Here is an 18,088-nt window from a genome sequence, read left to right as displayed (position 1 = left end):
ACGCCGCTCCGTCAGCCAAGCGCGCGGAAGGTGAAATTCGAAAAGCGCGCTTCGCCCTCGCCCGCCGAATAGAGGCCGGGGCGCAGCATCAGGAAGCCGCCGCGGACATTGTGGTGGTAGCCCGACACCTCCATGCCGCGGTCGAAGCGCACCCATGTCTTTCCGCCGTCGCCGCTGGTGTCGTAGGTGACGATGTGGCGGTCGTTGGTGACGCGCATCCGCATCCGCCGCCCGTGGGGGTTGGCGGGGCGGCCGCGTTCGATGCCATATTGATGGGTGACGAAACGCTCCGCGTCGAAGCCGAGCCCGCAATAGAGGCGGTCGTCGTAGAAGAGGATCAGCCCCGCGGTGCCGCCGGGCGCGATCTCGATATCGCATTCGAAGCGATAGGCCTGGTCGCCCGCGATCAGCAGCAGCGGCGACGAGTCGACCGGCGCCGCGCCGCGCGCCTTCAGGATCAACGCGCCGCCTTCGACCCGGGCGCGGGCGCGCTCGTCGGGGGCGGGGCGGAAGAAATTCCATTTGGCGCCGAGGTCGAGCGCGGCGAAATCGTCGGAAAGCGCCATGCCGTGCGGCCCCGCGACGCCGCCCGCGGGCTTGGCGAGCGGCCGCGACAGGTCGCCGCCGGTCATGCGGAACCAGCCGTCGGCGGTCCATTCGACCGGATCGAGCAAGGTCTGGCGCCCGAGCGTCCAATAGCCATTCTCATAGCCGTGATAGACGCTCCACCAGTCGCCCGCGGGCCCCTCGACAAGCGTCGCATGGCCGCGCGACCACCATTTTTCATCGTGCGACCGGGTGCGGACGATCGGATTGTGCGGGCAATTCTCCCACGGACCGTGGATCGATTTCGCGCGCGCCGCGATGACCATATGCCCGGTCGGCGGCCCGGCGGTGCCGCCGACCGCGGTGATCATGTAGAACCAGCCGCCGCGCCGCAGGATCTTCGGTCCTTCGGGCGAGAAGCCCTCGACCACCCAGTCGGCGGGATAGTGCCAGGGGTCGTAGACATGCTCGGGCTCGCCGATGCGGCGGAGCCCGTCGTCCGACAGGCGCACGCGGTCGCCGCCCGACAGGAAGAGCCAGCGCGACCCGTCCTCGCCAACCGCATGGCCGGGATCGATGTGGTTCGGCAGGTGAAGGTCGACGGGGTCGCTCCACGGTCCCTCGATGCGGTCGGCCCAGATCACCCAGCTCGTGTTCGGGCCCTTGGTCGGGATGTAGAGATAATAGCGGCCGCCATGCTTGCAGAGTTCGGGCGCCCAGACCGAGCCGATGTTGCGGGTCAGCGCGGGCCCGACCGGGCGCCAGTTCACCAGGTCGCGCGAGTGCCAGATGACGAGCCCCGGGTAGGAATCGAAGGTCGAGAAGGTCATGTAATAATCGCGCCCGTCCTTCAGGATCGACGGGTCGGGATGGTCGCCGGCCATGACCGGGTTGAGGAAGCGCCCGTCGCCGAGATCGGCCTTGCGCTGCCCATCGAGGCCGGTGCCCCAGCGCGGCGGCGGCTCGGGCGCGGGGCAGGATGCGGAGTCGGCCTTGCTCTCCGCCTGCGCGGACCCCGGCGCGAGCGCCGAGCCGAGGAGGCCGGCCCCGGCCAGTTTGATCATGTCGCGGCGACCCGTCACCTTTGCCTCCATTAAAAAATAGCCCGGTCCTGGGTTCCAAGACCGGGCCACGAGGGGGGATGGTTTCCCGGAAAATCAGATCTTGAACCGCGCCCCGAACAGGAAGGTGCGGCCATAGTGATTATTCTCGTAATTGCGGTTCGCGTAGATGTCATTGAAGCGATAGCGATAATCGTCGGTCAGGTTGGTGCCCTCGATCGACAGCTCGATCTGCTCGGTCAGCGCGTAGCGGATCGAGGCGTCGAGGTTGAACGAGCTGCCATAGCCTTCGAAGATATTGTTGTTGCCGCTGGTGCTGTCGTTGTAGCCCGAGCGCCACGCGGCCGAGGTGCGTACCGACAGCTTGCCGTCGTCATAATAGACGGTCGCGTTCCACGCCCGCTTGGCGAGGCCGAGCAGCGGCTGGGTGTATGTGCCGTTGGGCTGGGCGACGAGCTTGTTCTGCACCGGGTCGTATACCAGCGGGCCCGAGATGCTGTAGTCGACGTCACTCTTCACGAAGGTCGCGTTGCCGAGCACGCCGAAGTGGCGGAGCGAATCCGAGAAGACCGAGAAGGGCAGCTGCAGCGAGAATTCGACGCCCTTCAGATTCGCGCCCGGTCCGTTGCCGGTGGTGCGGAATTCGAACTGGCGGTTCGGGTCGCTGCCGCCGACCACCGCGTCATAGGCGGGAGTCCCCGGCGTCAGCAGCGAGTTCGGCAGCCCGCTCGACGCATAGGTGCCCTGCAGCGAGGTCGAGATCGGGAAGCTTTCGATATCCTTCGCGAACAGCGCGACCGAGGCGATCGCCCCCGGCGCGAAATACCATTCGGCGGCGAGGTCGAAGGTCGTCGCGCGATAGGGTTCGAGGAAGGGGTTGCCCGAGGTGATGCGGAAGTTGAACTGGTCGACCGAGCCGCCCGGGGTCAGGCTGCCGAGCGTCGGGCGCGTGATGACCTTCGCGATCGCGCCGCGCAGGATGATGTTGTCGGTCGGGTGGAGGTTGAGGTTGAACGACGGCAGCCAGTCGTCATAGGTCCGATCGACCGTGACGAAGGTGCCGCTGGTGAAGCCCGACGAGCTCTGCTCGGTCTTCGCATAGCGCACCCCGGCGTTGCCGGTGAGCCGCATGCCCAGAAGTTCGGTCTCGAACTCGGTCATGAACCAGCCGCCATAGGTTTTTTCGGTGACCGCGCGCTGCTCGCCCTGCTGCAGCACCGCCGGACGGCCGTAGAGGTCGATCAGCGCGGTGCCCGCATCGAGATCGGGGACGATCCAGGCGTTGGTGTTGCCCGAGGGCTGGCCCGCGTCGCCGAGTTCGAACAGCTCGGCGATGTCGGGCGTGACCGGCAGGCCGCCAGTGCCCGGCGCGCAGGTGAAGGCCGCGCAATAGGTGCTGTCGCGGCGATAACCGACCGTGTCGAAGTCGAACTGGCGATAGAAGCCGCCGCCGAGCAGCTTGAAGCGGTCGGCGACATCCCAGTCGAAATCGGCCGCGAAGGTCTTGAACTTGTTGGTCAGGAAGGACGGGCGATCGCGGAATTCGGCGAGCTCGAACGCGGCCGGATCGTCGATCCCCGCCCCGAAGCTCAGGAGCGGGAATTGCGTGTTCGTATAATCATAGTGATAGCCGGTCGCGTCGGTGTCGTCGAACGCCAGCGTCGTTTCGATCGGGATATCGGCCTTCGATTTGGAAAAGCCGCCGAGCAGATTGAGCTTGAAGCTGTCGGTCAGCCGCTGTTCGAGGCGCGCCGAGAGCTGGTAGAATTTGGTCTCGCTCTCGCGCGAATAGCGTTCGGTGCGGACATAGACATTGTCGAGGTCGGCCGAGACGAGATTGTTGTTTTCGTCGATCACATAGTTGGAGACGTCGATGCCGCGCTCGTTGCTGCGCAGCAAAACCTCGCCCCAATATTCGTCGCGGGTTTCCTTGAAGGTCGAATAGAGGCCGTCGATCGAGATCTTGGTGTTCTCGCTCGGTTCGAACTGGATCGACGCCGTCGCGCCGAGGCGCTCGCGGTCGTGGCTGACGAGGCCGTAGCGCGGGATGCGCGGGTGGAAGGCCTCGGCGACTTCGATGCACTCGGCGGACGGATTGGCGACGAAGTTCGACCCGGCCATGCAGGTGACGCCGTCGACGCTGCGGAAGGGCGACTGCGCCCAGCGCACGCTGTTGTTGCCGAGTTCAAGCGTCTTGTAGTCGGACCAGGCGACCGATGCCGACACGCCGAAGGTCCGGTCGGCGTTGGTCCAGGCGACGAGGCCGGCGAGGCGCGGGTCGACGTCCTTCGACAGGTCGTTGTAGCGCGCCTGCGCCGAGGCGACGAGCGTCAGCCCTTCCTTGCCGCCGAGCGGATTGCCGGTGTTGAGGTCGACCACCGCGCCCAGCGACCCCTCATCGAGCGAGGCCGAGGCGGTCTTGTGGACAACGAGCGAGGTGAACAGCTCCGACGCGAAGACGTTGAAGTCGAAGGCGCGGTCGCGGTTCGCCGCGGCGCCGTCGGTCGAAGTCGCGATCGTCTCCATGCCGTTGAGGCGGACGCGGGTGAACTGCGCGCCGAGCCCGCGCACGGTGATCGCGCGGCCTTCGCCGGCGTCGCGCTGGATCGAGATGCCGGGAATGCGCTGGAGCGATTCGGCGAGGTTCTGGTCGGGGAATTTGGCGATGTCCTCGGCGACGATCACGTCGACCGCCCCGGTCGCGTTGCGCTTCTGGTCGAGCGCCTTGTCGAGCGAGGCGCGGAAGCCGGTGACGACGATCTCGTCGGCGGGCGCCGCATCGGTGGTTGGCGTATCGGCGGCGTCCTGCGCGAAGGCGGGCGAAACCGCCAAGGCGGCGAGCGAAGCGCCGCAGGCCAGTCGGGTCAGGGTGCGCACGCCCCGCGTTGCGATCAGTGTCATCGTCATTCCTCCCTTTCGCAGTGCACTCCCCCGCTTGGCAAGGAAATGACACCGGTTACTTTCGTGAACGAAACCCATCGACCGATGGCCGTCCCAAAAATGCTCAGAGAGTTCGCGGATCGCGCCGCCCGCACGAATGCGGCCAGCCCGGGGCGCCCTCTCCCCCATGGATCTTGTTTTATCGCCGGTTTAGGTAACCGGTGTCAAAAATGATTGAAGGATATCGCCGCCTATGTCAAGACCCCAATCGCGATGAGAGATTTGGGAGAGAATGGATGCTGAAAAAGCTGTTGTTCGCCGCGCTTCTGATGGCCCCGGCGCTGCCCGCAAGCCCGGCTTTCGCGGCCGATTCGGCGGCGAAGGCCTTCCCCGGGGCGGTCGGTCCCGCGGCGGCGACTCCGGGCGGACGCGGGGGCAGGATCATCCGCGTGACGACGCTCGCCCCCGACGGTCCCGGCTCGTTCAAGGCGGCGGTCGAGGCGAAGGGGCCGCGCATCGTCGTCTTCGAAGTCGGCGGCGTGATCGACATGGGACGCACGACGCTGACGATCACCGAACCCTATCTGACCATCGCCGGCCAGACCGCGCCGGGGCCGGGCATCACGCTGATCCGCACCGGCATCGACCTCAAGACCCACGACGTGATCATGCGCCATCTGCGCGTCTACACCGGGGTCGACGGCCAGCCGAAGCGCAGCGGGTGGGAGGCCGACGCGCTGTCGACCGTCGCCGCGCATAATGTCGTGATCGACCATTGCACCTTCCTGTGGGCGATCGACGAGAATATGTCGGCGTCGGGTCCGCGCTTCAACGGCAAGACCGTCGCCGAGTGGCGCCAGGGCACCAGCCACGACATCACCTTCTCGAACAATCTCGCCGCCGAGGGGCTCGCCGACGCGAGCCATCCGAAGGGCGAGCACAGCAAGGGCTCGCTCGTCCACGACAACACCACCGGCATCGTCTTCTACCGCAACATCTGGGCGCATAATGTCGAGCGCGCGCCGCTGGTGAAGGGCGGAGCGCAGGTGTTGATGATCAACAATCTGATCTACAATCCGGGGCACCGCGCGGTGCATTATAATCTGATGAACCTCGAATGGGTCGGGCACGACTATGTCACGGGTCAGATCACCGCGATCGGCAACGTCATGCGCGGCGGCAACGACACCGACGCGGGGCTGCCCTTCCTGATGCTCGGCGGCGACGGCGACCTGCAATATTATGGCAAGGACAATATCGCGGTCGACCGCCACGGCAATCCGCTCCCCGAATTCGGCCGCTATGGCGAAACGCGCGCCGAGATGATCCGCGCCAAGGCGCCGCTCGCGCCGGTCGCGGGCTATGACATCCTGCCGACGCGCGATGTCGAGACCTCGGTGCTCGCGACCGCGGGGGCGCGGCCGTGGGCGCGCGACGCCGAGGAAATCCGCATCCTCTTCTTCGTCGCCGAGGGGCGCGGCGACATCATCGACGACGAGAAGGAGGTCAGCGCCTATCCGAAAGTCGAGGCGCCGGTGCGCGCACCCTTCGTCGAAGCCGAGTGGAACCTCGCGACGATGGAGCCGAAATCGGGCCGCTATCCCGCGCAGACCGCGCCGATGCCGCAGGAGCATCTGTCGGCGCGCGACCTCGATTCGCGCGGGGGCGTGGAATGAGCGCGCTGCTCGCGCTGCTGCTGGGCAGCGCGGCGGCGCCCGCACCCGCCCCGGCGATGGTCGTGATCGACGAGGCGGCGACGGTGCGCGAGGAAGCGCCGCCGCACGGTGCCATCGGCCTGTCGACCGCGTGGCGGATCAGCGACGCCGCCCCCGCCCCGCGCAGCTTCGAATTCCGCAAGCGCGCGCTGCATGTCGGCGCCGCGATCGGCGTGCACCCGATCGCGCACGACGAAATCTATTATGTCGTCTCGGGCACCGGGGTCGTCCATTCGGACGGCGAGGAGAAGGAACTGAAGCCCGGCATGGCGGCGTGGCTCTATACGGGCGCGAAGGTCGGCATCCGCCAGACGGGCAGCGAGCCGCTGGTGCTGATCGTCGCCTACCCCAATGCGCCCAAGGACGGGCAATGACGCTCGGCCGCCGCGGCCTGCTCGCCGCCGGCCTCGCGCTGCCCTTCGCGCCCGCCGCCGCGGCCGCGGTAAAGGAGGCGTGGACGCGGCCCGCGGGCCTCGCGCCCGACGACAGCGTCGCGCTCTGGCCCGACGGCCATCTCGCCGTGCCCGCGGGGCTCGTCGAGCGCATCGTCCAGCGCAGCGAAGACCCGCAGGCCAGCGACCGGATGGTCGAGCATATCGTCCGGCCGCGCCTCGACATCTTCCGCCCGGCGAAACCAAACGGCGCGGCGGTGATCCTCGCCCCCGGCGGCGGCTACCGCTATGTCGTGATCGACAAGGAGGGCTATGAACTCGCGCGCTGGCTCGCGGCGCGCGGCGTCACCGCCTATATTCTCTTCTACCGCCTGCCGGGCGATGGCTGGGCGAATGGTGCCGACGTGCCGCTCGCCGACGCGCAGCGCGCGGTGCGGCTGGTGCGCAGCCGCGCCAAGCAAGACGGCATCGACCCGGCGCGCGTCGCGTTCGGCGGCTTTTCGGCGGGCGGCCATGTCGCGACCAGCCTGCTCACGCGCTTCGACGCTCCCGTCTATGAGGCAATCGACGCGGCCGACGCGCAGTCGGCGCGGCCCGATGCGCTCGCCGGCATCTATCCGGTGGTGTCGATGGATCCGGCAATCGCCCATCCGGGGAGCCGCGAGAAGCTGCTCGGCGCGAATCCCGATGCGGCGCGCGAGGCACTCTATTCGCCCGAACGCAACATGCGCCCCGACCAGCCGCCCTTATGGCTGCTCCACGCCGAGGACGACAAGGGGGTGCCGGCGGCGAACAGCCTGCGCCTGCGCGAAGCGGCGCGCGCGATCGGCGCTTCGTGCGAAAGCCATGTCTTCGAGCGCGGCGGGCATGGTTTCGGGCTGATGAAGACGGCGGGACTACCGGTCGCGATCTGGCCCGAACTGCTTTGGGCCTGGCTGGGAAGTCACGACGTCGTTTGATCTCCCTTCCGTCATTGCGAGCGCAGCGAAGCAATCTCCAGCCATCGGCCTTGCGCAGAGTCGATGGCTGGAGATTGCTTCGTCGCCTGCGGCTCCTCGCAATGACGGGACCTACGTCCCCGGCTGGATATAGGGCACCCGCGCGAACAGTTCGCGCTCCCAGCGGCGCGGATCATTCTCGACGCGGCTCTCGGCATCGAAAATCATCGTCTGTCGCTTCGCGAGATCATAGGCCGGCCAGCCCGGATCGCCGGTGCGCGCGAAGCGGACGAAGGCATCCATCACGACATCGCTCATCGCCTGCTGGGCGGACGTGGGGTTCGGGATGGTACCGAAGCTGAGGCCGATGTCGTCGGTGTGCTTCGCATCCTCGAAATCGAGCTGATAGACGAAGGCGGGCGCCCCCGCCCTTGCGCGCGCCTCGGCCTCCTCGACCTGCCCGCGCCAGCTGCGCGCCGCGGTGACGATGCGGTGGAACAGCTCGAGCGGCGGCGCGGCGGGATAGCGGGCGCGGAACTGCGCCACGGTCCATTCAGGATCGATATCGATCCGCATCTCGGGCGCGATCCGCGCCGCGAGATTGTCGTAGGAAAGGCCGCGCAACTGCTTGCCGCCCGGCGCATAGAAGGCGCGCGTTTCCATCACCGCATTGCCGAGCATCATCGGAATGCCGAGCGATTGCGGCGCGGCGTCGGGCCAGAAAGGGTGCCGCGCCAGATGCTTCATGTCGAGCACCGGCCCCATATAGACGCCGCCGCCGAGGATCGGGTCGGTCGCGGAGAGCGCCGCGATCAGCTGCTCGACCGGCGCGGTCGCGGGGTCGACATCTTTGCCGAGCGCCGCGAGAAACGCCTCGGCGCGCCGCGTGGCGTTGAGCGGGCCCGAAGCGGTGACCTGCTGCCCGCTCATCGTGATCGCCTTGTGGAACAGCCCCCTGGCCTCGGGCATCGCCATCAGCGTCGCGATCTTCGCGCCGCCGCCCGACTGGCCGAACAGGGTGACATTGCCAGGATCGGCGCCGAAGGCCGCAATGTTGCGCCGGATCCATTCGAGCGCGAGGATCAGGTCGAGCTGCCCCGCGTTGCCGCTGTCGGGGAAGCGCGGGTCGAGGCGCGCGAGATAGAGATAGCCGAGCGCATTGAGCCGGTGATTGACGGTCACAACAACGACATCGCCGCGCGCCGAAAGCGCCGCGCCGTCGTTGACCGGGTCGGTGACGCTGCCCGCCGAATAGGCGCCGCCGTGGAAATAGACCATGACGGGGCGCTTGGACTTCCCCGGTTCGGGAGGGGTCCAGATATTGAGGAACAGGCAATCCTCGGATTGCGGCTGGTAGCGGTCCCCGCGCTGCGGGCATGCGGGGCCGAAGGCCGCGACCTGTTCCGCCATCGGCTTGGTGGATTGCACCGGCGTCGGCGGTTGAAAGCGCGCGGCGCGACCATAGCGGATGCCCGCGAAACGAAGCGATCGCACCGTAACCTGGTCGCCGGGATCATATTGGAAGGACCCGATATAATGGCCCGAAAGCGCCCTGACTTCGGGGAGGGCGATGGTGGTCGCCGACAGGCGATGCGGCAACAGTGCCGCCGACGCAGCGCCGGCCAGAATGGCGCGGCGGCTGACGCCGTCAGCGGCGGACATCGAGCCCGCCGCCATGGAAGGCGTCGATGTCGGCTTGCCCGAAGCGGCTCGCGTCGCCCGGCAGCGAATGCTTAAGGCAGGTGAGCGCGAGGCCGGTTTCGGCCATCGTCTTCGCATCGCCGCCCGTCAGATGCGCGTGGATTACGCCGGCGGCGAAGGCGTCGCCGGCGCCGATGCGGTCGACGATGCCGGTGACGTCGACCTCGCCGGTCTGGCACGATCCGTTCCGCAGGTCGACGCGCGCCGCGATGCGGTGATGGTCGGCGGTGAGCGTGTGGCGCGCGGTCGAGGCAATCAATTTGAGATCGGGGAAGGCGGCGAAGCCCGCTTCGGCGGCTTCGCGCCGCCGGTCCGCACCGTCGCCGCTGAACGGCCGGCCGAGCACCAGCGACAGGTCGCGATGGTTGCCGAAGAGGATGTCGGACAAGCCGATCAGTTCGGACAGGATGGCGCGCGGATCGCTGTCCCACGCCTCCCACAGCATCGCGCGGTAATTGCCGTCGAAGCTGACCGGGACGCCAAGCCGCTTCGCGGCGCGGGCGGCGGCGAGCGCCGCTTCGGCCGAGCGCGGCCCGAGCGCGGGGGTGATGCCCGACAGGTGGAGCAGGCACGCGCCTTCCAGCAATCGGTCGAAGTCATAATCTTCGGGCCCGCTCGCCGCGAAGCTCGACCCCGCGCGGTCGTAGACGATTTCCGATGCGCGCAGGCCCGCTCCCACGCTCAGGAAATAGAGGCCCATGCGCCCCGGCCCGGTCGCGACCGCGGCGCAATCGACACCCGCGCCGCGCACCGCCGCCACCGCGCCCCGGCCGAGCGCATTGTCGGGGATCCGGCTCATCATCGCGCAATCGTGACCGAGATGCGCGAGCCCGATCGCGACATTCGCCTCGGCCCCGCCGACATGCAGCGCGAGCGACGGCGACTGCATGAGCAGCTCGTTGCCCGGCGCGGTCAGGCGGATCAGCAGTTCGCCGAAGAAGACCAGCTTGCCCATCCCAACTCCCGTTTGCCCTGAGCTTGTCGAAGGGCCGTTCTTTCTTTCGATGCCGCAAGAAGGACGGTGCTTCGACAAGCTCAGCACGAACGGCCTATGGGCGTTTATCTAGCCAGCCAGCCGCCGTCGACGGCAAGGATATGGCCCTGGACATAATCCGCAGCCGATGAGGCGAGGAAGACCGCGGCACCGCCGATATCGGCGGGGTCGCCCCAGCGCCCCGCCGGGATGCGCTCGACGATCTGGCGGTTGCGCGTCGCGTCCGATTGCAGCGCGGCGGTGTTGTTCGTGGCGATATAGCCGGGCGCGATCGCGTTGACCTGCACCCCCTTCGCCGCCCATTCGTTCGCGAGCAGCTTGGTGAGCCCGCCGACGCCCGATTTCGACGCGGTGTAGCTCGGCACGCGGATGCCGCCCTGGAAGGTCAGCATCGAGGCGATGTTGATGATCTTGCCCGAACCCCCTTCCTTTTCGATACGCGCGATCATGTGTTTGCCCACCGCCTGGCAGAGGAAGAAGAGCGTCTTCAAATTGGTGTCCATCACCGCGTCCCAATCGGCCTCGGTGAAGTCGACGGCATCGGCGCGGCGGATGATGCCGGCGTTGTTGACGAGGATGTCGATGCGGCCGAACGCGGCGAGCACCGCGTCGACGAGTGGCTGCACCGCGGCGACGCTCGACAGGTCGGCGGCGAAATTTTCGCCGCGACGACCGAGCGCGCGGACCTTTTCGACGGTCTCGTCGGCGGGCGAGCGGCCGGCGGCCGCGATATCCGCCCCCGCTTCGGCGAGCGCGAGCGCGATGCCCTGGCCGATGCCGGTGTTGGCGCCGGTGACGAGCGCGACTTTTCCTGTGAGGTCGAACATTCGCATCGTTATCTTAATCCAATGTCATGCTGAGCTTGTTTCAGGGTGACGATGAAGACAGGAACAGTCCTTACTTCAATTGGCAGATGTCGAGGACGTTCATGTCGGTATAGTCGAGATTCTCGCCGCCCATCGCCCAGATGAAGGCATATTTCTTGGTCCCCGAACCCATGTGGATCGACCAAGGCGGGCTGATCACCGCCTCCTCGTTCGCGATCACGATGTGCCGCATCGAATCCGGCTCGCCCATATAATGGAAGATGCGGTCGTTTTCCTCGGGCAGGTCGAAATAGAGATATATCTCGCTGCGCCGGTCGTGGAGGTGCGGGGGCATGGTGTTCCACACGCTCCCTTCCTCGAGCACGGTCAGGCCGAGCAGCAGCTGCGCACTTTCGCACACGCCCGGAATGACGAGCTGATAGATCGTCCGCTGGTTCGAATTGGCGAGGTCGCCGCGCGCGAGCGGGTTGGCCTGATCGAGCGTGACATGCTTGATCGGGCAGATCTTATGCGCCGGAAGCGAGGCGAGATAGAAGCGCGCGCCGTCGCCCTCGAAGGTCACCTCCTTCGACCCCATCGGGATATAGAGGCATTCCTTGTTCTTCATCTCGAAACGCTGGCCGTCGACGCTGATCGCGCCGTCGGTGCCGATGTTGACCGCCGCCATCTCGCGCCGTTCGAGAAAGGGATGCCCCGCCGCCGACGCGGGCTCGCTCTGCGCGGGGAGCGTCAGCGCCCCGCCCTTCGGCACCGCGCCGCCGATCACGAAGCGCTCGTTGTGCGAATAGTTGAGGTGGATTTGGCCATCCTCGAACATGCCCGCGACCAGATAGCGCGCGCGCAGATCGTCGTTCGAGACGTCCTCCATCATGTCGGGATGGGTGGCGTGATAGGTCTTCGCGAACATGATGGGCTTCCTCGTCGTGGAGAATGGAACTCATGCTTGGCTACCGTCAATGGTAACCGGTGTCAATGATTCGGGTCGAACCGGACCATCGGCGCGGAAATTTGTCGTAATTTGTCGCAAAAGGGCTAATCCGCTTGCCAGCAGCGGCCCGATACGGTGAATAGGAGCCCAATCCTCCGTTCCTCCCCGCGGATCGACACGAGATACATCGACTATGCCCAACAAGAGGCCGCTGCTCCTGACCGGGGCCCTGTGCGCGGCGATGCTGTCGCTGAGCGCCTGCGCGAGCAAGGACGACCAGAATGGCCGCGACCGCGGCACCCCCGAAGTCGGCTATGTCGTCGCCGCGACATCGGCGGTCCCGATCACCACCGAACTCGGCGGCCGCACCGTCGCCTTCGAGACCAGCGAAGTGCGCCCGCAGGTGAGCGGGCTGATCCGCCGCCGCCTGTTCACCGAGGGCGGCGTGGTGCGCGCCGGCCAGCCGCTCTACCAGATCGACGCGAGCCTCTATCGCGCCGCGGTCGACCAGGCCGAGGCCAATCTGGCGAGCGCGCGCGCCAACGCGCAGGCGGCCGAGGAGAAAGCGAAGCGCTTCGAGCCGCTCGCCAAGATGCAGGCGATCGCCGAGCAGGATTATACTGACGCGCTGGCGGCGGCGCGGGTCGCGCGCGCCGTGGTCGCGCAGAACGCCGCGGCGCTCGAAACCGCGCGCATCAACCTGCGCTATGCGACGATCACCGCGCCGATCGGCGGGCGCATCGGCCGCAGCCTCGCCACCCCCGGCGCGCTTGTCAGCGCGAGCCAGGCCGAGCCGCTGGCGCTGATCCAGCGACTCGACCCCATCTATGTCGACATGCAGCAGTCGAGTTCCGAGCTCACCGCGCTGCGCCGGTCGCTCGCCAGCGGCGGCACCCAGCCGGGCAGCACCGCGGTGCGCCTGAAGCTCGAGGACGGGAGCGATTACGGCTTCACGGGCACGGTCGAGTTTTCTGAGATGACGGTCAACGAAGCGACCGGCACGGTGACGCTGCGCGCGCGCTTCCCCAATCCCAAGGGGCTGCTGCTGCCCGGCATGTTCGTCACCGCCCTGTTCGATCAGGCGGTCCAGCCCAATGCGATCCTCGTCCCGCAGCCCGCGGTGCAGCGCGATTTCGACGGCAGCGCCTTCGTCTATCTGGCGGGCAAGGACGACAAGGTCGTGCGGCGCAAGATCACCACCGAACGGACATCGGGCACCGACTGGGTCGTGTCGGCCGGGCTCAAGGCCGGCGACCGGGTGATCACCCAGGGCGTCGGCAATCTCAAGACGGGGATGGCGATCCGCCCGGTCGCGGCGGCCAGCGCGCAGCGGGCGGGCGCGGCTGCCGGGCGGACGGCGAAGGACAAATAGCCCGCCATGTCGCGCATCTTCATCGACCGCCCGATCTTCGCCTGGGTGCTGGCGATCATCGTGATGCTGGGCGGGCTCGGCGCGCTTTTCTCGCTGCCGATCGAGCAATATCCCGACATCGCGCCGACCCAGGTCAATATCCGCGCGACCTATCCCGGCGCGTCGGCCGAAACGATCGAGAACAGCGTCACCCAGGTGCTCGAACAGCAGCTGACCGGGATCGACGGCCTCCTCTATTTCAGCTCGCAATCGAGCTCGCGCGGGCAGGCGAGCATCACCGCGATCTTCGCCAAGGGCACCGACCCCGACATCGCGCAGGTCCAGGTCCAGAACCAGATCGCGTCAGCGATCTCGCGCCTGCCCGAACAGGTGCAGAGCCGCGGGGTGCGCGTCACCAAGTCCAATTCGGACACGCTGCTGCTCGTCGCCGTGTTCGACACCACCGACACGCGGTCGAACCAGGACGTGTCGGACTATCTGACCTCGAACATCCAGGACCCGCTGTCGCGCGTCGACGGCGTGGGCGACGTCAACGTCTTCGGCGCTCCGCACGCGATGCGGATCTGGCTCAATCCGCAGCGGCTCGCCGCGGTCTCGCTGATGCCCGGCGATGTGGTGAGCGCGATCAGCGCACAGAATACCGAGATCGCGGCGGGCGACGTCGGCGGGCTGCCGGCGCCCAAGGGCCAGATGCTCAACGCGACCGTCACTGCCCAGTCGCGGCTGCAGACGCCCGAAGAGTTCGAGAATATCGTGCTCAAGACGCTGTCCGACGGGTCGACGGTGCGGATCAAGGATGTCGCGCGCGTCGAACTGGGCGCCGAAAGCTATACCACCATCACCCGCGTCAACGGGCATCCGGGCGCGGGCATGTCGATCTCGCTGTCGCCGGGGTCCGACGCGCTCAAGACCGCCGACCTCGTCAAGGCGCGGATGGACGCGCTCGCCGCCGACATGCCCGAAGGGCTCGCCTATGCCTATGCGAATGATTCGACCAGCTTCATCAAGCTGTCGGTCAGCGAGGTGCAGAAGGCGCTGTTCGAGGCGATCCTGCTCGTCGTCCTGGTCATGTTCGTCTTTCTGCAAAGCTGGCGCGCGACGCTGATCCCCGCGATCGCGGTGCCCGTCGTCCTGCTCGGAACCTTCGCCATCTTCTATATCGCGGGGTTCAGCATCAACACGCTGACGCTGTTCGGGCTCGTCCTCGCGATCGGCCTGCTCGTCGACGACGCGATCGTCGTGGTCGAGAATGTCGAGCGACTGATGGAGGAAAATCCCGGCATGTCGGCGCGCGAGGCGACGATCCGGTCGATGCAGGAGCTGCAGGTCGCGCTCGTCGCGATCGGCCTCGTCCTGTCGGCGGTGTTCCTGCCGATGGCCTTCTTCGGCGGCTCGACCGGGGTCATCTATCGCCAATTCTCGATCACCATCGTGTCGGCGATGGCGCTGTCGGTGATCGTCGCGCTGGTGCTGAGCCCGGCGCTGACCTCGACCCTGCTCAAGCCCAAGGCGCATGGCGCGGAGGGCGAGCGCCGCCGCTTCCCGCGCCTTCACGAGATGTTCGAGCGCGCGAAGCACGGCTTCAATACGCGCTTCGACCGCGCGAGCGCCAGCTATGCGGGCAGCGTCGCCAAGGTCGTCGATCGCAAATGGCTGTTCCTGGCGATCTACGCGCTCGCCGTCGCGCTGCTCGTGCTGCTCTTCTTCCGTCTGCCCGGCGGTTTCCTGCCCAACGAGGATCAGGGCCGCGTCGCGATTCAGTTCCGCCTGCCCGCGGGCGCGACGCAGGAACGCACGCTGGAAGTGCGCGACGCGGTCGAGAAATATCTGCTGACCCAGGAAAAGGCGAACACCCAGGCGCTGTTCCTGATCGCCGGCGGCGGGGGCGGCGGCGCGTCGGGGCAGAACACCGGCCAGGGCTATGTCAACCTCGTCGACTGGGACGACCGTCCAGGGCCCGAGAACACCGCCGACGCGATCGCCCAGCGCGCGCGCAAGGCGCTGTCGGGACTGCGCGACGCGCAGATCTTCGCGCTCGTCCCCGGCGCGGTGCGCGGGCTCGGCGACACGTCGGGCTTCACGATGGAATTGCAGAACCGCGGTGGGCTGAGCCGCGAGGAATTCGCCGCCGCGCGCGACAAATTGCTCGCGATGGCGAACGCCAACCCGCAGCTGCAGTCGGTGCGGCTGAGCGACCTGCCCGATGTCGCGACGCTGAAGGTCGACATCGATACCCAGCGGCTGACCGCCTATGGCCTCAGCAACAGCGACGTGAACAACACGCTGTCGACCGCGTGGGGCGGCCGCTACGTCAACGACTTCATCGACAAGGGGCGCGTCAAGCGCGTCTATGTGCAGGGCGATGCGCCCTATCGCGCGGCGCCTGAGGACCTCGGCCAATGGTATGTCCGCTCGTCCGACGGCGGCATGTCACCCTTCTCGGCCTTTTCGCGGATAGGCTGGTCGACGACGCCGAGCAGCACTTCGCGCTTCCAGGGCGTTCCCGCCTATGAAATCTCGGGCCAGCCCGCCCCCGGCACCAGCTCGGGCGAGGCGATGGACCTGATGGAGGCGATGGCGGCGCAGATTCCCGGCACCAGCGTCGCCTGGGCGGGCTCCTCCTATCAGGAGCGGCTGTCGTCGGGGCAGGCGCCTTTGCTCTATGCGCTGTCGCTGCTCGTCGTCTTCCTCTGCCTCGCGGCGCTTTACGAAAGCTGGTCGATCCCGGTCGCGGTGCTGCTCGTCATCCCGCTGGGGCTGGTCGGCGCGGTGCTCGCGGTCACGCTGCGCGGGCTCGAGAACGACGTCTATCTGCAGATCGGCCTTCTGACGACGATGGGGCTCGCGGCGAAGAACGCGATTCTGATGATCGAGTTCGCCGAGCAGCAGGAACGGCAGGGCAAGCGGGTGATCGAGGCGGCGATCGCCGCGGCGAAGATCCGCCTGCGCCCGATCCTGATGACGAGCTTCGCCTTCATCTTCGGCGTGCTGCCGCTCGCGATCGCGACCGGCGCCGGCGCGAACAGCCGCGTCGCGATCGGCACCTCGGTGATCGGCGGGATGCTGACCGCGACGCTGCTTGCCATCTTCTTCATCCCGCTCTTCTTCGTGCTCGTGCGGCGCGGAGTGCGCGACGGGGTCGCGGCGCTGCGAGAACGCTTCGGCAAGCGCGGCGACGCGCAGGAGATGCCGGCATGACGCGCGCGCATCTCGCGCTGGTCGCCGCGCCGCTGCTGCTCGCGGGCTGCTCGCTCGCGCCCAAGACGGTGCTGCCCGCGCCGCCGGTGCCGCAAAGCTGGCCGGTGGGCGACGCCTATCTGCTGCAGAGCGAGGCGGCGCTGCCGGTCCTTTCCTATGGGCAGGTCTTCACCGACCCGCGATTGCAGTCGCTGATCGAGCAGGCGCTCGCGAACAACCGCGACCTGCGCACCGCTTTTGCCAATGTCGCCGCGGCGCGCGCGCAGGTCCGGGTGACGCGGTCGGCGCAATTGCCGGCGATCGGCGTCACGGCCGGAGCGGGCTATGCGGATCGCGAGGGCAGCGCGGGCAGCGCCGATTTCTCGCTGCAGGGCGGCGTCACCGGCTTCGAGCTCGACCTGTTCGGGCGCCTCGCCAACGCGACCGAGGCCGAGCGCAATCGCGCGCTCGCGACCGAGGCGGCGGCGCGCACGGTGCGCCTCGCGTTGATCGCCGACCTCGCCGACGCCTGGGCCAATTATGGCGCCGATCGCGACCTGATGGCGATCGCGCGCGACACCGCGGCCAATGCGCGCGAGAATGTGCGGCTCACCAAGGCGCGGCTGGACGGCGGCATCGCCCCGCGCACCGACCTCCGCCAGGCCGAGCAGATCCTCGCGACCGCCGAGGATTCGATCGCGGCGCAGACGAGCGCGCTCGCGCAGGACGAGAATCTCATTCGCCTGCTCGTCGGCGGCGACGTCGACCCCACGCTGCTGCCCGCGAGCCTGGCCGAAGCCACGGCAGCGATCGTCGCGCTGCCTGCGGGGGTGAGCTCCGAAATCCTGCTGCGCCGTCCCGACGTGATCGAGGCCGAATATCAGCTCCGCGCCGCCAATGCCGACATCGGCGTCGCGCGCGCGCGGCTGTTCCCCTCCATCTCGCTGACCGGGCTGCTCGGCTTCGCGAGCGACGCGCTTTCGGGCCTGTTCGACGGCGGCGCCTTCGCCTGGTCGGCGGGGGGCGACGCGAGCGCGTCGATCTTCGACTTCGGCGGCCGCCGCGCCGGAGTCGACGTCAGCAAAGCGCAGCGCGACGCGGCGCTTTCGAGCTATGAAGGCGCGATCCAGACCGCCTTTCGCGAAGTCGCCGACGCGCTCGCGGTGCAGGGTACGATCGCCGAAAGGGTACGCGCCGCGGCGGCGAACAGCGAGGCGGCGGCCGACACCGCGGCGCTGACCGACGCGCGCTACAAGGGCGGCGTCGACAGTTTCCTCGCCAGCCTCGACGCGCAGCGCAGCCTTTATAGCGCGCGGCGCAGCGAGATCGCGACCCAGCTGCTGCTCGCGCAAACCCGAATCGCGCTGTTCCGCGCGCTTGGGGGAGACAGCGCGGCGGGGGCGGAGGCTGGAGCGGCGCCTTAGAATATTTCACGCGAAGACGCGAAGGCGCGAAGGAATTGGATCGGGCCGAAAGGCCCTTTTTCCTGCATCAATGCGTTTGGCGCGATGTCGGACGGGAAAAAGCCGCTTCGCGGCAAGCGCAACCTCTTCGCGC

At 67.7% G+C, this 18,088-nt stretch carries 12 protein-coding genes; 6 read left to right on the top strand and 6 right to left on the bottom strand.

Features of this window, described 5'->3' with window-relative positions; translation table 11 throughout:
- Window positions 1–11 precede the first annotated feature (11 nt).
- A complete protein-coding gene (locus CD928_RS08350; RefSeq protein ID WP_095386642.1) occupies window positions 12–1,640 on the bottom strand; it encodes a family 43 glycosylhydrolase in 1,629 nt (542 codons plus the stop codon).
- Between the two features lie 63 nt (window positions 1,641–1,703).
- The gene (locus CD928_RS08345; protein WP_095387336.1) at window positions 1,704–4,508 is read right to left on the bottom strand and encodes a TonB-dependent receptor; all 2,805 of its coding nucleotides are present in this window, start codon (window positions 4,506–4,508) and stop codon (window positions 1,704–1,706) included.
- 308 nt (window positions 4,509–4,816) lie between these two features.
- Between CD928_RS08345 and CD928_RS08340 the strand changes: the two genes are divergently transcribed.
- Genes CD928_RS08340 through CD928_RS08330 form a run of 3 tightly spaced genes read left to right on the top strand, consistent with a single transcriptional unit; the run spans window position 4,817 to window position 7,553 of the window.
- The gene (locus CD928_RS08340) at window positions 4,817–6,163 is read left to right on the top strand and encodes a polysaccharide lyase family 1 protein (protein ID WP_255247140.1); all 1,347 of its coding nucleotides are present in this window, start codon (window positions 4,817–4,819) and stop codon (window positions 6,161–6,163) included.
- On the top strand, window positions 6,160–6,576 hold the full coding sequence (locus CD928_RS08335) for a cupin domain-containing protein (protein WP_095386640.1): 417 nt from the start codon (window positions 6,160–6,162) through the stop codon (window positions 6,574–6,576). The genes CD928_RS08340 and CD928_RS08335 overlap by 4 nt, the downstream gene beginning before the upstream one ends.
- Window positions 6,573–7,553, top strand: coding sequence for an alpha/beta hydrolase (locus CD928_RS08330; protein ID WP_095386639.1), 981 nt, complete (start codon window positions 6,573–6,575; stop codon window positions 7,551–7,553). The genes CD928_RS08335 and CD928_RS08330 overlap by 4 nt, the downstream gene beginning before the upstream one ends.
- A 111-nt stretch (window positions 7,554–7,664) precedes the next feature.
- Here the strand turns inward: CD928_RS08330 and CD928_RS08325 are convergent, their stop codons facing one another.
- The 4 genes from CD928_RS08325 to kduI form a co-directional block, all read right to left on the bottom strand.
- Window positions 7,665–9,194 (bottom strand): carboxylesterase/lipase family protein, encoded by a 1,530-nt coding sequence (locus CD928_RS08325; protein WP_095387335.1) that lies wholly within the window; start codon window positions 9,192–9,194, stop codon window positions 7,665–7,667.
- On the bottom strand, window positions 9,181–10,188 hold the full coding sequence (locus tag CD928_RS08320) for a sugar kinase (protein WP_095386638.1): 1,008 nt from the start codon (window positions 10,186–10,188) through the stop codon (window positions 9,181–9,183). Before CD928_RS08320 ends, CD928_RS08325 begins: the two co-directional genes overlap by 14 nt.
- A 104-nt stretch (window positions 10,189–10,292) precedes the next feature.
- A complete protein-coding gene (kduD, locus tag CD928_RS08315; protein ID WP_095386637.1) occupies window positions 10,293–11,060 on the bottom strand; it encodes a 2-dehydro-3-deoxy-D-gluconate 5-dehydrogenase KduD in 768 nt (255 codons plus the stop codon).
- 64 nt (window positions 11,061–11,124) lie between these two features.
- On the bottom strand, window positions 11,125–11,961 hold the full coding sequence (gene kduI, locus CD928_RS08310; RefSeq protein WP_095386636.1) for a 5-dehydro-4-deoxy-D-glucuronate isomerase: 837 nt from the start codon (window positions 11,959–11,961) through the stop codon (window positions 11,125–11,127).
- Between the two features lie 214 nt (window positions 11,962–12,175).
- On the opposite strand from kduI, the gene CD928_RS08305 reads away from it, so the two are divergent.
- The 3 genes from CD928_RS08305 to CD928_RS08295 are packed head-to-tail and all read left to right on the top strand — an operon-like array spanning window position 12,176 to window position 17,955.
- Window positions 12,176–13,354: an efflux RND transporter periplasmic adaptor subunit gene (locus CD928_RS08305; RefSeq protein WP_176473520.1), complete on the top strand. Its 1,179-nt coding sequence runs from the start codon at window positions 12,176–12,178 to the stop codon at window positions 13,352–13,354.
- Between the two features lie 6 nt (window positions 13,355–13,360).
- On the top strand, window positions 13,361–16,552 hold the full coding sequence (locus tag CD928_RS08300) for an efflux RND transporter permease subunit (protein WP_095386635.1): 3,192 nt from the start codon (window positions 13,361–13,363) through the stop codon (window positions 16,550–16,552).
- Window positions 16,549–17,955 (top strand): efflux transporter outer membrane subunit, encoded by a 1,407-nt coding sequence (locus tag CD928_RS08295; protein WP_095386634.1) that lies wholly within the window; start codon window positions 16,549–16,551, stop codon window positions 17,953–17,955. Before CD928_RS08300 ends, CD928_RS08295 begins: the two co-directional genes overlap by 4 nt.
- Window positions 17,956–18,088 lie beyond the last annotated feature (133 nt).

Origin of the sequence: Sphingopyxis sp. GW247-27LB, assembly GCF_002277025.1 — a bacterium.
Classification (GTDB): domain Bacteria; phylum Pseudomonadota; class Alphaproteobacteria; order Sphingomonadales; family Sphingomonadaceae; genus Sphingopyxis.
The sequence above is the reverse complement of the archived record's forward strand: the minus strand, read 5'-3'. Positions and strand labels throughout refer to the sequence as shown.

What these genes read in the sequence shown, in the direction of transcription:
- CD928_RS08350 (WP_095386642.1), bottom strand. Translation starts at nt 1,640, where the DNA reads ATGGAGGCAAAGGTGACGGGTCGCCGCGACATGATCAAACTGGCCGGG.
- CD928_RS08345 (WP_095387336.1), bottom strand. Translation starts at nt 4,508, where the DNA reads ATGACACTGATCGCAACGCGGGGCGTGCGCACCCTGACCCGACTGGCC.
- CD928_RS08340 (WP_255247140.1), top strand. Translation starts at nt 4,817, where the DNA reads ATGGCCCCGGCGCTGCCCGCAAGCCCGGCTTTCGCGGCCGATTCGGCG.
- CD928_RS08335 (WP_095386640.1), top strand. Translation starts at nt 6,160, where the DNA reads ATGAGCGCGCTGCTCGCGCTGCTGCTGGGCAGCGCGGCGGCGCCCGCA.
- CD928_RS08330 (WP_095386639.1), top strand. Translation starts at nt 6,573, where the DNA reads ATGACGCTCGGCCGCCGCGGCCTGCTCGCCGCCGGCCTCGCGCTGCCC.
- CD928_RS08325 (WP_095387335.1), bottom strand. Translation starts at nt 9,194, where the DNA reads ATGTCCGCCGCTGACGGCGTCAGCCGCCGCGCCATTCTGGCCGGCGCT.
- CD928_RS08320 (WP_095386638.1), bottom strand. Translation starts at nt 10,188, where the DNA reads ATGGGCAAGCTGGTCTTCTTCGGCGAACTGCTGATCCGCCTGACCGCG.
- kduD (WP_095386637.1), bottom strand. Translation starts at nt 11,060, where the DNA reads ATGCGAATGTTCGACCTCACAGGAAAAGTCGCGCTCGTCACCGGCGCC.
- kduI (WP_095386636.1), bottom strand. Translation starts at nt 11,961, where the DNA reads ATGTTCGCGAAGACCTATCACGCCACCCATCCCGACATGATGGAGGAC.
- CD928_RS08305 (WP_176473520.1), top strand. Translation starts at nt 12,176, where the DNA reads ATGCCCAACAAGAGGCCGCTGCTCCTGACCGGGGCCCTGTGCGCGGCG.
- CD928_RS08300 (WP_095386635.1), top strand. Translation starts at nt 13,361, where the DNA reads ATGTCGCGCATCTTCATCGACCGCCCGATCTTCGCCTGGGTGCTGGCG.
- CD928_RS08295 (WP_095386634.1), top strand. Translation starts at nt 16,549, where the DNA reads ATGACGCGCGCGCATCTCGCGCTGGTCGCCGCGCCGCTGCTGCTCGCG.